Raw genomic sequence first — 12696 nt, 5'->3', positions numbered from 1 at the left:
TCCTTCCAAATCCTTGATGCATCAATAAATTTACGTTATACTTGTTTTATCCGATCCCCCTCATATTCGAAAAGCAGGTGTATTTTATGAATCTGAATTATACAAGGGTTTTGCATTTTCTTACGGTCGTAAAATACATGAATATGAACAAAGCGGCCAAAGAACTGTACATCACCCAGCCCGCTCTCAGCTTTTCCATCTCCCGGCTGGAAAAGGAACTGGGCCTCTCTCTGTTTTACCGGGACAAAAACAAACTGGTCCTCAGCAAGGAGGCCGAGATCCTGCTGCCGCGCTTTGAGCAGTTTCGCAAAGCCCACGACGTGCTGGTGAGCGAGGCTTCCGGGCTGGTGCGTCCGATGGACAACCATGTAAACGTGAGTTTTTCGGGCAGTGCCTTTTTCTTCCCGGTCTTTCATATCTCCAATTTCTTTTTGAACCAGTTTGGCGATCTGCAGGTCCGGCTGAGCTACGTGGATGTAAAACAGGCGACTGCCATGCTGCTGGCCAACCAGACCGATTTCGCCCTCTCCTTTTACCCCATCCTCCATCCCCTGATCTCCACCGAGAATATCATGTCCGAACCCATCGGTCTGGTTCTTTCCGAAAACCATCCTCTCGCCCGGCAGGGGTCGGTCACCGTGCAGGAGCTGGAGACAGTCCCCCTGCACGGGCTCACCGTGCATCACAATTTCCGCAAACTCTGCGACCAGATCTGCCAGACGATCGACATTCATCTGAAGTATGTGACCGAAGACGACTACACCGCCTACTACAAGCGCATGCTGACACCGGATCAGGCGGGATTCCTCTCCACCCGGGAAAACTATGAGCAGAACCTGCGCACACGCAGCAACTATGTTTTCCTGCCGATTGAGCACGCCGACATGCGGCGGGATGTAGGCATCTCCTATGTGACAAGCGGCAAGATGCAATACAAATACAAGGATCTTGTGGAGTACATCAAAGCCCAGTTTCCCCGCCAAAGCACCTATGTCAGCCGCATCAGCCAGATCATCAACCAGGAATTCTTCGAAGAATAAAGCCGGGAGTCTGCCTGGTAAAAACAAAATCGCATGGCAACGCAGAAGATGTTGCCATGCGATTTTTATTGTGCAGATCGTTTCGTGCCCATTCAATCCCGTAGTTTTATCGGCCTGATTCGTAATTTCAAAAGTTTTGGGGTCATTTCTTTTTCCCGTACAGGTTCAAAACTCTTTTCTTCTTTTTCCTCCCAGTTTGTGATATATCCGATCGTCCGCAAATGCTCTGCCAGCAGTGCGTGCTGCGGTGTTGCGGACAGCTCGGCTTCATGCCGTCGCGTACGATCCGCAAGGGTTGTATAGTTTCCGCCCATCTCCCTGAACTTCTGTTCGAGATCAACGGCGTCCAATACCAGACAGTTTTCCAGCAGCAGTTGTTCGCGTTCTCCTTCATCGACACAATCCCATGCCGCATCAAAGATATCTTGCGTTACCGGCATACAAAGCCTCTTCATTTGCAGAGCGATTTTCGTTGTCATATGCTTTTCTGCGTATACGGAAAACAATTCGGACTTATATTCCTGTCGAAGGCTGCTAAGCAAAAGATCCTCCAGCAAATTTGTCGTCATAGGAATTTTCTCGCACTGCTCCATATATGCATCCTGGTTATGCAGAATGAAGCTTAGGCCAAGATCTGGTGATTTACTGGCAACTTCCGAATAGGCCTTATCTGTAAATGCAAAATATTGGCAGTCAATCATAATGCGCAGCGTCGGATCATCTATGGACGAGATGGCGAGAGTAAAGTTCTTCATTCGTAGAACGGGAAGGAGTCTTTCTTGGATGGTCGGCTCAACATCTGCCAAAATGAATTCCTGTATAAAGTCATCCGGAACAACCTCGGGGTCCGCTTTGGACAGTTCATCCGCATGGAGAGAAATATACCGTTTCAGTTCCTCGCCGAGTTTGTATACCTCCCAATAGGAAATAACATTCTCCCAGTTTATGCCGACAGCGTTCTTTTCCAACAGCGCATTCCAAACTGGCTTCCACTTCTCGCTTTCCGCTCTGACCTGCTCTCCCGCACACGCTTCAATGCTGTCCAGGTGGAAATTTTCTTTCCGGACCAGCTTCAGCTGCAGATCTTGTTGATCTTTCAAACGGACAAGCATGTCCACAATGTCTTCTACTCGATCTGAAAGCGTTGCATGTGCCAGAACCACATCACGGACGTAGGACGCAAAATTCTCATAAACATACTGGATCAGCGGTTCATATCCCAAGTCAACGATCGTTGTATAAGGCTGCTCCGCAAGCCTCTCAAGCATATCGGTGTCCTTATAACTTACGACCGTGTGGATCATTGTATCGCTGAGCACATAATGGCAGCCATCAAAAACGCAGTCCAACACTTCATTCGGTACGCCGGCGATCTGCAAGGCTTCAAAGCGAACCTCCAGGTCGTTTATGGTCGCTATCACATTTGCCGTGTTGCACGATGCCAATTGTTGAAGGATATCTTCGTGCTGCTCGAAATAGCAAGCCATGCATCCGTCCTGATTCTGGGCTTTAATGGCCATAGCATCCGATACATTCAACAGCGTGCGCAGATATTGCAATTGCCGTTCATACGTTAAGGTTTCATTGGCAGAAATAAATGCCCACATTCCCGGCCATTTGTCCGCCAACAAACCAATAAAACGATCCAACCGTTTCGTTTTGTCAATAAATTCATCAATAAAGTTCCAGCTGTTCTCACTTTCATCCGACAGCTGCGCAAGAAAAGCCGTCAGCTTGTCCGAAGGGCTCTTGGCCAACAGTTCTTCCATCAGAGCAAAGTTGCAAATCGCCTTTTGCTCAAACTCATAGGGCTGCAGTCGTTCTACAACCATTGGCGTCTTGGTCAACGAATAATCGAAAGCCAGCGGCGTTTGATTTTTCACCGAGAGGATAAAGTTCATATCATCTTTGGTGATGCTGGTGCCCTTAAAGTAATTTATGTAGTTGGCATACTTTTCATCGATATACCCTCGCCGAAGCAGGAAGACAAGCAGTTTGTTGCTGCGCACCTCATCCGACAGTACATCCTTGACGGGAAATCTCTTTAACATCTGTACAAATGTCATTCCCGACAAAGAGTGCTGTTCATCACGGAGTTCTTGCAATTCCTCTTGTAGGTTTTGGAGTCCCTTTTCCGAAACTTCTTTTATCCGCTTCCAGCGTTCTATATAGGAATTCAAACTTGTTGTATCGATTTTGTAGCATTGGCTTCCGCGATTATAAACATATACGCAGATATGCTTGCAGCCCTTTTTCAGGAGTTCTGTCATATCAAAGTCATCATGCATTACCACCTCGGCCGCAATAGATGGGTGATAAGAAAAATCTGCGCTGAAACCTTCAAACTCATGGAACCCCTCCATAAAAGTTCCAACCATCGCATACTTGAGTTCCCGGATGGTTTTCATCGCATCTTGCTGGGCCCCGGTGATCGTATCTGTATATGTATCGATTCGCTTTTGCAGCTCTTGTTGTTTCTTTGCAAGAAAAACCTGCTTGTCCAGAAAAGCCGTTTTGATGATTCCCTTCTCATCCTGAATGTCGGCAAAGTCATTCGGATAAAGGTTTTTGAACACCATCATTGCCAGCATCTGCTCATCTGACAGCGAAAGTCCCTGAGCTGTGCGCAACGTTTTTTTATAGACAACAAACTCATTGTAGATGTTCCGAAGGACCCGCATATCGGAAATATACGGTGCTACATCCAGCACAAACCCTTCCGAAACCTCATGTTTGTGGTCGTTTTCAGCTGCTTTCTGTAGCATCTGGAGCAGTATTTCACCCGAGTTGGTGGAGTTGATCACCGGGATGACCGGAATGATAAAGTCAAAGAATTTTGTCCTATCTTCCCTGGAGAAAATATCATCACGAACCGCGTAAACGAACACAATGGGTCTTTTCCTGATAGCGTCATCGTTGTTGAGCAGGTTGTTCAATTCACGAAGATGGACAAATATTTTGGGGTCTGTGAGGCGATCCAGATCCTCAAAAAACACGGTTCTATATCCTGTACTCTCGAAGAAATACATGATCTCATCCAGGTTCTTATTAAAGACAGAATCCGGTGTTTCGTTGTCACTTTGGACCGTTGTATCGGTCGGCAATTTTACTTCCTTCACTTTGAACCGGGAAATCACCGTAATATACAGATAACTTCCCACTCCCGAAAGCACTATAAGCAGCAGCGCCATCATCATCACTGTGAAAACAGGCGCAGAAAAACGTGCGGGCAAGAAGTCTGTTATCGCCCTTATGTATTTTTCAAATATTGAAGCGCCGAAAATGGCTACCAGTAGACTAATCAGAATAAGTCCTATGGCAATATTGCGAAACACCGTCAGGCGTCGGATTTTATGGAGTTTTCTGTATCTACTTTGAGGAATTTTTCCGGGCTCAACCTTGTAAAAAAGCTGTTTCAGGATTCCTTTTTCTACTTCATCCTCATTAACGGAAATCAGTTCATTCTTCCCATCCTGTGTTGGATTCCCTTTTTCAAAAGTTGCCATCGAGATTTTGAGGGCAGATTTTCTTATGACCTTATTTTGAGCAAGCAGTCTTTTTAGCCGGCCCTTCTTTTTAACAGCTTCTTCATCTTCTGTCAGGAAGGTTTCAATAATGCTGCTCTTACCTGATCCATAAGGCCCGGTCAATGCGATGTTCCTGATTTTCTTGTTTTCAAACGCCCAGCGTAATGCCGCGATATATTCATCGCCGTTTTCAATATTGTCGATTGGAAGTAAAGCCCTATATTCGGTATAATCTTCCCCTTTTTGTGCATCCCCCTTTGGAACAAAAGGGCACTTGTGTTGCAACGCAGAAGCGACCTTACTTACTGCACCGCAAATACGATCAATAGAAATAATTGGACTCACCCTCTTTATTTTCTGATTTACATTAGCGCCAGGAATACCAATCCTGTTTATTATTCTCAGTATAGCACAAAGCAAATGATATACGCAGTATGTGCTCTGTTCAACTTGCCAAGTGCTGTTTTGTCAACAAGTCATAGAATAGCATGTCAAATGATGCACTCCGCGCCTTTCTAATCATGATTCTAACATTCTAACAATCCTTGCTAGCAAATTGTTAGAATGGAAACGGCTAATCGCAATCCGCACAACTTTTTACGCTTTTGATATAACAAGCGGACAAAATTGTGCTGTTCCGAGCCTACATCCGTTAAACATCCTTCTTATCGTACCCATATTCTGATACAATGAGAAAAACACTAGCGTAGATTGCAAAGGTGAAGGTAACATTTTATCCTGAAATCCGTAGTGTTCCGCAACTTCCCGTTGGGTTTTCCCTTCTGCCAGCATGGCTTTGATTTCTGGCAGCAGCGCCTGTACGTGTGTGTAGTTCCGCTTCTTCATGATAAGACCCCCTGATGTAGTTCTATTTTCCTACATCAGGGGGTCTTTTGTCACTGTCCATTTTTACTGGACCTGTTCATTTCCAGAGGGTTCTGTTTTTTAGGTGCTTCACATATTACAAAGGGAGAAAATATATGAAGTGTTGTGCACAAGGCTCTCGCGGTATTGCTGCTCAAAAGCTGCTTTCATTGCCTTTCAGGCAGAAAATTACGCAGATATTCCACCGATTGCTGAATGGATGTGTGAGGATCCTCCCAGTAGATGGAGTCGTTGATCTCAAGATCGATGCAGCCACTATACCCGAAATGTTCCAGTGTACGGATATAGCCTTCGAGTTTTTTACGACCAAAGTTACCGGAACCAACAATTTCGTGATGACTGTCAGAATAATGAATCCACTGGATTTTGTTACCCAGTTGTTGGTAGAAGCTTTCTAGATTGTCTCCGGCTACCTCCATGGCGACCAGATCCACACAGGTCGCGAGCGCAGGGGAATCAACCTGGTGCAGCATCTGTTTCATGTCTTCCAGGTTCAACAACAGGTTGCTTTCATAGGGTTGCAGCTGTTCCAGCATTAGGGTAACGCCCATCCGTTCCGCACGTTGTGCCAACTGTTGGAGGCTATCTACCGTTCGTGCCCAGCCATCTTCCCGGTTTAAGTTACGGGGGTGACAGCCAGTATTTAAAAATAGTTTGTCCGTGCCGAATTCCAATGCGTCTTCCATGCTGGCTTCCATGTAATCGAGTGTTCGGTCCCGCAGAGCGCGGTCAGGAGAGCTGTAGCTGAAGGGGTAGCCTAAGGTTTCAGGCGTATAGATTACGACCTTCATTCCACGGTCCTCAATTTGCCGACGCAACTCCCGGATGCGGCGGGCAGCAGCGGGACCCCAGGGGTAGTCCAAGCGGCAAAAGTGGGGGCTTCCGCCCCATAAATCGATATTGTGGATGCCACATCGATCCATGGAATCCAAGAAATAATCGAAGGTGTACTGAACATACTGGACGCTCATGACGGCAAGCTGATCCAATGTGATGACAGACATGGTGCAACCCCTCCTTTTTCAAAATGAAATGAGTATCTTATAGGGAAGAACATACACTTTGGCGATGAAGAATAAAAAGGGTGGTCAGCAAGCAGCTAAGGCTGGTTAGAAGCATCAACGGTAGATTGCCATTAGTGAATCCTGCTACCAGATAGCCGACAATGCAACAGGCGCCTACCAATAGAGCGTAGGGCAGTTGGGTAGTCACATGTTCCAGATGATTGCAGCCAGCACCTGTACTGGACAGAATCGTTGTGTCTGAAATAGGAGAGCAGTGATCGCCAAAAACGCTTCCACCCAGAGTGGCCGACAGAGAAACGATGACCAGATTTGGGCTCAGAGTAGCTGCCACTGGAATGATAATGGGAATCAGGATTCCAAAGGTGCCCCAAGCAGTTCCGGTAGAAAAGCTCAGGAAGGCTGCTGCCACAAAAATCAGTGCGGGAAGAACTGCACCGGGAATGTTGCTGGATGCCATGATGTTTTTTACAAATACATCCGTTTGCAGTAGGTCTCGGCAAACACCACTGATGGTCCAGGCAAGGACCAAAATCATGATGGCGGGAACCATGGCGGCGATCCCTTTGGTCACGCCGTCCATGAAGTCACGAAAGCGTATCAACCCACGGGGAACAAATTGCACAAAGGCGCAAAGTAACGCTGCAAATCCACCCCAGGTGAGAGCCTGGCCAGCGTTACAGTTGCCCAACGCCGCGGGGAAGTTGCCGTAGAAGGCAGGGTCTGTTCCCCAAAAGCCACCGCTGTAAAGCATACTTAGGATCGAGCAAAGAATCAGCACGCCGATAGGGAGTAACATATCCCATACCCGACCCTGGCGGCTACCCTGGGGGAGTTCCTGAGCGGAAGAATTCACCACACCCAAGTCGCCCGTCTGTTCAGCACGGGCTTCTAGCTGGGCAATCCGACCAAAATCTAGGTGTGCAGAGCAAACAACGATTACGGTAACAATGGTCAACAGCGCATAGAGATTGTATGGAATAGTAGCGCAGAATGCGGCAAAATCACTAGGGAAGGCGGCGGTATCCCGCAGATTGCTGCCCACAGCTGCTGCCCAGGAGGAAATGGGGGCGATAATGCAGACTGGGGCAGCAGTGCTGTCGATGATATAAGCCAGCTTCGCCCGGGAAACTCGGTGATGGTCAGTGACTGGCTGCATGACGGTGCCGACAGTAAGACAATTGAAGTAATCGTCGATGAAAATGAGGCAGCCCAACAACCCGGTGGCCAGCATAGCCGAGCGCTTGCTTTTCAGCTTGCGGCTGGCCCAGTTGCCGTAAGCAATGGAGCCACCAGCCATGGAGACGACGTGGACCAGAGCCCCCAGCAGACAACAGAACAGAATGATATATAGGTCCACAGTTTGTATTGTCATGTCGAACATGATCTGAATTGGTGCTACAACCGGATTTAGCTCCGCCATTACTGCATAAACAATCGTGCCGGACAAAATACCAATCAACAGAGAGGAGACAACTTCCTTGGTGAGCAGAGCCAGTACGATAGCCAGAACTGGCGGAAGAATGGAAAGTGCCCCCGCGTATACAGATGTCAAGGCTTATCCCTCCGTAGACCAGACGTCGTATACAACGGCGCCGTTCACCAAAGTGAGACAGACCTTGGCCTTACGGACCTCATCGATAGGCATCGCAAAGACGTTAGCGTCAAGAACAGCGATGTCTGCCTTATTGCCCGGCGCCAGTGTACCGATGTCCCCTTCACGGTACATATCGTATGCGCCGCCGCTTGTCCAGGCCTGTAATACTTCGCTAACTGTCAGTGTGTTCTCCGGGTGGAAGGGCTCGCCACCTTCAGGAAATTTTCCGGTGACACTGTGATACAAGGACTGTGGGATGTCATCAATGACCAGAGGAAGATCGGTGCCACAGCACAGCAAGACGCCGCTGTCCGCCATTTTGCGCCGATTCCAGTAACCAGCCCCGCGCTCAGTGCCCAGCTTTTCCTCGATCATACCCACCTTGCCCGCACGGTCGGCGATGGATTGAATTTGAGGATAAAATTCGCAAATTACACCCAATTGGCCCATTCGTTCCAGGTCCTGTGGATCGCTGAATTCCGCTTCGGTAATGGCATGCCGGTTACACACCTTTCCTCGGGAGTCTCGGCAGCATTTTTCGTAAATATCCAGCACGCGCGCCACAGCGGCGTCGCCCTGTGCGTTCAGCGAAAAACGGAAGCCTTCCGCGTCGGCCTGCAGCACCTCGCGCTCGATCAGTGCCCAGTCGATTTCTTGAGCACACTGTGTATCCGGTGCACAGCGATAAGGCTGTTTCAGATATCCACACATCTGGCTGATAGAGCCGTCAGTCATGCGGTTAAAGCCGGAAAATCGGACGAACTCACCCTGGAACCGCTGCCGCATCCGGCGTGCGTAATCCAGATTTGCGCCTTCTTTGACGGGCTGACTCATAAAGTGTACGCGCAGCGTCATAGCGTTGTCCCGTTCCAGTTGCTCCAGCACCTCCGGGAAGGTGCTGAAGGTATCATAGCCAATCTCCTTGACCGAGGTTACACCTCGACGGTTCAGCATCTGCATATAATGTTGGAACAACGGTTTGGAGAAGGCATGGTCGGCCAGAAACTCTTCCATCAGTTGCCAGAAGACCTCATTGCAGTCGGCGCTGTTGTCAAAGCCGTACCGCTGAATTGCAGCGCTATTGATCCAGAAAGTCTCAGCGCCTGCGGCAAACAGCACGGCGGGACGGTCCGGAAAAACACGGTCCAGATTCTGAGGTCCGCCGGTGACAATGGTCGGGTCCCAGCCATGCCCCCACACCGGTTTCTCAGGTGGAAGGCTGTTGGCATAGGCCAGTGCTATCTGACCGATCTGACTGCTGTCTGTAGCGGGGGAGAGGTCCACGCCAAGATAGTTCAGCGCCCATCCGGTAAAAAAGGTATGCGCGTCGGCAAAGCCGGGGCAGATGGTCCGGTTCCCCAGTTCGTACACGGTGGAGCCATGGGCCAATTCGGAGGGAAGATCCCCCTGTACAACCTGCAGGATACGCTCATCCCGGATAACCACATATCCGGAGAATGGTTCTGCGCCAGTCCCGTCGAAGATACAGTTGGATCTCAGCACGATCTGCGTATGTTCTGCCATACTTACGTCACTCCTTAGCATCTTGCTAACGGACGCTGGAATGAAGTGGTCAGCGTACCGCGCAATGTTTTGCAAGAAAATCCGAAGTGGTAAGCCCGGTGTGTTATGTATTTCAGGCGGTGTTGGTCCTGACACGCTGTCCTGAATTTGACCAAATAATAGCATGGGCATTCGGTCATTTCAAGGTGTTAAAATCATTTTTGGAGGATGACACAGAAAGGAAAAACGGAATCTTTCAAGCTGCCAAAAATTGGTCTGCTTTGGCCGATTTCGGATGAACCAGCTCCTCGGGTCAGGACGAATGGAATTGCTTGACTTGGCTGGGAGTGGAAGTATATGATAATCGAAACTGGCAGTATCACTACTGCCGGAAAAGAAGGAAGGGGGGGCCGACGGATGGTAATGAAAAAAGACGAGACGTCCCGACGAGCAAGTTGGAGCGGAATCGCTGAGCAGCTGGAATATTGGATTGAAAGTGGCAGGCTGCAGGCAGGCCAGCGCCTACCCAGTGAAGAGTCGTTGGCGAAGGAGCTTGGCTGCCACCGTGATACACTGCGTACGGCTATTCGATGTTTGGCGGGTGAGGGAAAGTTGACCCGTCGGAAGGGCAGCGGATTTACTGTGGCAATGCCACGTTTTCGGCGCAATCTCTATGATTTTGAACCTTTGTGGTATTTCCTGCAACAGAACCGACGTCAATTTACCAGCCGAGTAATCTCCATGGAAAGGCTCAAGCCTGTGCCACGAGTGGCGAGGCTCCTGAAACTGAACGAGGCGGGTGAGGCCTATCGACTTTGTCGGCTGCGTTTTCTGGATGGCACGCCTGCCATTTTGGAAACCACATATCTATCTGCGTTGCGGGTACGGGATCTGGAACGGTTTGATTTGGCTAAGAACAGCCTGTTTGAGATTATGGCTACAGAGTATGGGATTTATGCAGATTCCGGTAACCAGACGCTGAGTATTACTTATGCAGATGAGATGGAAGCCGAATTACTACAGATTCCGGTGTTGCAGCCGTTACTCCTGCTGCGGGGCGTAACACGGGATGACTATGGAATTCCTATCGAATCCTTTTCTGCGGTGATTCGCAACGACCAGTTCGGTTTCGAGGGGATTTTGCGGGCTGGGGAGCCAGATTCCCGGGAACTGGTCTGAGCGCGGAAGAAAAAGCACACCAGTTTTCTCTCTTTCCACGGAGAATACCTGATTTTTTTGGTTAAGCTCGTGATTGACCCTCTAGTTTACCCGGCGCTATACTAATTTTTAGAAAAGTGGTTTGCAACGAAATGCGACTCATCTATTCGAAAATCAAGTATACGGGAGGTAACGAAACGATGCGAGCAGCAATGATTGGTGACAACTGTATCGACCACTACACGGAATACGTGGACCGACAGGGAAACGTGTTCCATGATCGCAAGTATCCCACGGGCAACGTGGTGGACACCGGGGTCAACCTGCAGAAATTGGGGATGAAGACCTCCATCATCAGCACTACCGGCAGCGATGAGAACGGGCAGTGGATGGTGAACACCCTGAAGGGCGAAGGGTTGGATGTGAGCCATCTGAAGGTGGGACAAGGCCCCACCGCCATCACCTACATGACGTTGAATGGCAATGACCGGGTACATGGAGATTACATCGAAGGAGTCCTGGAACATATCGTGTTTGATGAGGAGGACATCGCATTTGCTGCCGGGCATGATCTGGTGCACACCGCACTGTGGGGAAATGCCCAGGATGCACTGCCCAAGATCCGCAGTTGCAGCCAGGCGGTAATCAGTTTTGACTATGCGGATCGACTAGATCATCCTCTGGTGGAGAGTACACTTCCTTATGTGGACATCGGGTTTTATTCGTACCATAAACAGCGGGACGAATTCATCGAGGGCTATCTGAAGGACAAAGTGGATCGAGGCATGAAGGTCGCAGTGGCCACATTCGGAGAATTGGGCAGTCTGGCTTACGATGGCCGGCAGTTTGTCCAGTTTGGCGTGGTGCCGGCGGCTGAGGTGGTCAATACCGTGGGTGCGGGCGACAGCTTCATCGCCGGATTTTTGTATCAGTATATGAAGGGGGCAGCGCTGGAAGCTTGCCTGAAGCAGGGAGCGACGGTAGCTTCCAGTGTGGTGCAGGTTTTTGAACCTTGGGTCACAGACTGAGATACGCATTCGTCACAGACTGAGATACGCATTCATAGAAAGATACGCATTCATAGAAAACAAATTCATAGCAGGAGGGTTTTATCATGATGAAACTTGGTATGTTCACATCCGGTTACCAGCGCAACCCGTTGGAACATTGCTTCCAGGATGCAAAGGAATTCGGCTATGATTACATAGAGCTTTGGGGAGGGCGGCCTCACGCCTATGCACCGGATCTGAAGGCGGGCGATATCAACGAGGTGCGGCGTCTGATTGAGAAATATGAGATGCCGGTGCTGGGCTACACCCCGGAACACAATGCTTACCCCTACAACTACATGATTGGCAGCGAGGCCCAGCGGGAAGACGCGGTGGAATATCTGAAACTGTGCCTGGACATGGCCAAGGAGATGGGGGCGGAATATATGCTGACCAGCCCCGCCAACGGTGGATATCTTGCCACCTACGACGAGTTATGGCCCCGTCTGGAAAAGACCATCCGGGAACTGGGAGAGCATGCGGCGAAGGTGGGGGTAAAGCTGACCGTGGAAGCGCTGACCCCGTATGAGTCAAACTTCTTTACCCGGGCCAACGATCTGGCCGAACTGTTCCACCGGATCGACAACCCGTACGTGGTGGGCATGTGCGACGTGGTGCCGCCTTTTGTGCAGCATGAGAGCATCATGGCCTACTTTGACAAGCTGGGGGACAAGATGGATCATATGCACATCATTGACGGGGAACAGGGAACGGACAGCCATATCATGCCCGGTGAGGGAAGCATGCCTCTGCAGGAGATGTTCCACGAACTGGCTCGTATCGGTTACGACCGAACTGCCACACTGGAGCTGGTGCTGGGGTATATCAACGAACCCCGCATGTATGCCCGCCGAGCGGTGGAAAACGTGCGCGCTATGATGGCACATGCGGGTATGTGACCCGTCGAATCAACGG

The 12696-nt window shown here is 49.7% G+C and carries 9 protein-coding genes; 4 read left to right on the top strand and 5 right to left on the bottom strand.

What is annotated here, in order from left to right:
* Nucleotides 1–86 precede the first annotated feature (86 nt).
* Nucleotides 87–1040, top strand: a complete 954-nt coding sequence (locus B5E65_RS11195; RefSeq protein ID WP_087171850.1) for a LysR family transcriptional regulator — start codon at nt 87–89, stop codon at nt 1038–1040.
* Nucleotides 1041–1132: 92 nt separating this feature from the next.
* Here B5E65_RS11195 and B5E65_RS11190 read toward each other — a convergent pair whose 3' ends face one another.
* From B5E65_RS11190 to B5E65_RS11170, 5 genes are all read right to left on the bottom strand, one after another.
* Entirely contained in the window at nt 1133–4912 is a 3780-nt protein-coding gene (locus B5E65_RS11190; RefSeq protein ID WP_143403011.1) for a YobI family P-loop NTPase, read from the bottom strand.
* Between the two features lie 252 nt (nt 4913–5164).
* Nucleotides 5165–5413: a hypothetical protein gene (locus B5E65_RS16410; protein WP_206406305.1), complete on the bottom strand. Its 249-nt coding sequence runs from the start codon at nt 5411–5413 to the stop codon at nt 5165–5167.
* Nucleotides 5414–5598: 185 nt separating this feature from the next.
* Nucleotides 5599–6456: a sugar phosphate isomerase/epimerase family protein gene (locus B5E65_RS11180; RefSeq protein ID WP_058965521.1), complete on the bottom strand. Its 858-nt coding sequence runs from the start codon at nt 6454–6456 to the stop codon at nt 5599–5601.
* 37 nt (nt 6457–6493) lie between these two features.
* Complete coding sequence (locus tag B5E65_RS11175; RefSeq protein ID WP_087171848.1) at nt 6494–8029, bottom strand: Na+/H+ antiporter NhaC family protein; 1536 nt, start codon at nt 8027–8029, stop codon at nt 6494–6496.
* Between the two features lie 3 nt (nt 8030–8032).
* Entirely contained in the window at nt 8033–9595 is a 1563-nt protein-coding gene (locus tag B5E65_RS11170) for an amidohydrolase (RefSeq protein ID WP_087171847.1), read from the bottom strand.
* A gap of 396 nt (nt 9596–9991) precedes the next feature.
* On the opposite strand from B5E65_RS11170, the gene B5E65_RS11165 reads away from it, so the two are divergent.
* From B5E65_RS11165 to frlC, 3 genes are all read left to right on the top strand, one after another.
* Nucleotides 9992–10753 (top strand): GntR family transcriptional regulator, encoded by a 762-nt coding sequence (locus B5E65_RS11165; RefSeq protein WP_087184674.1) that lies wholly within the window; start codon nt 9992–9994, stop codon nt 10751–10753.
* 179 nt (nt 10754–10932) lie between these two features.
* Nucleotides 10933–11760: a fructoselysine 6-kinase gene (gene frlD, locus B5E65_RS11160; protein WP_087171845.1), complete on the top strand. Its 828-nt coding sequence runs from the start codon at nt 10933–10935 to the stop codon at nt 11758–11760.
* Nucleotides 11761–11846: 86 nt separating this feature from the next.
* The gene (frlC, locus tag B5E65_RS11155; RefSeq protein WP_242957538.1) at nt 11847–12680 is read left to right on the top strand and encodes a fructoselysine 3-epimerase; all 834 of its coding nucleotides are present in this window, start codon (nt 11847–11849) and stop codon (nt 12678–12680) included.
* Nucleotides 12681–12696: the final 16 nt, after the last annotated feature.

The sequence above is a fragment of the Gemmiger sp. An120 genome (assembly GCF_002160955.1).
GTDB lineage: Bacteria > Bacillota > Clostridia > Oscillospirales > Ruminococcaceae > Gemmiger_A > Gemmiger_A avium.
This window is presented reverse-complemented; position numbering and strand designations above follow the sequence as displayed.

Excerpts from the sequence above, each read along its gene's own strand:
- B5E65_RS11195 (WP_087171850.1), top strand. The coding sequence starts at position 87 with ATGAATCTGAATTATACAAGGGTTTTGCATTTTCTTACGGTCGTAAAA.
- B5E65_RS16410 (WP_206406305.1), bottom strand. The coding sequence starts at position 5,413 with ATGAAGAAGCGGAACTACACACACGTACAGGCGCTGCTGCCAGAAATC.
- B5E65_RS11180 (WP_058965521.1), bottom strand. The coding sequence starts at position 6,456 with ATGTCTGTCATCACATTGGATCAGCTTGCCGTCATGAGCGTCCAGTAT.
- B5E65_RS11170 (WP_087171847.1), bottom strand. The coding sequence starts at position 9,595 with ATGGCAGAACATACGCAGATCGTGCTGAGATCCAACTGTATCTTCGAC.
- B5E65_RS11165 (WP_087184674.1), top strand. The coding sequence starts at position 9,992 with ATGGTAATGAAAAAAGACGAGACGTCCCGACGAGCAAGTTGGAGCGGA.
- frlD (WP_087171845.1), top strand. The coding sequence starts at position 10,933 with ATGCGAGCAGCAATGATTGGTGACAACTGTATCGACCACTACACGGAA.
- frlC (WP_242957538.1), top strand. The coding sequence starts at position 11,847 with ATGATGAAACTTGGTATGTTCACATCCGGTTACCAGCGCAACCCGTTG.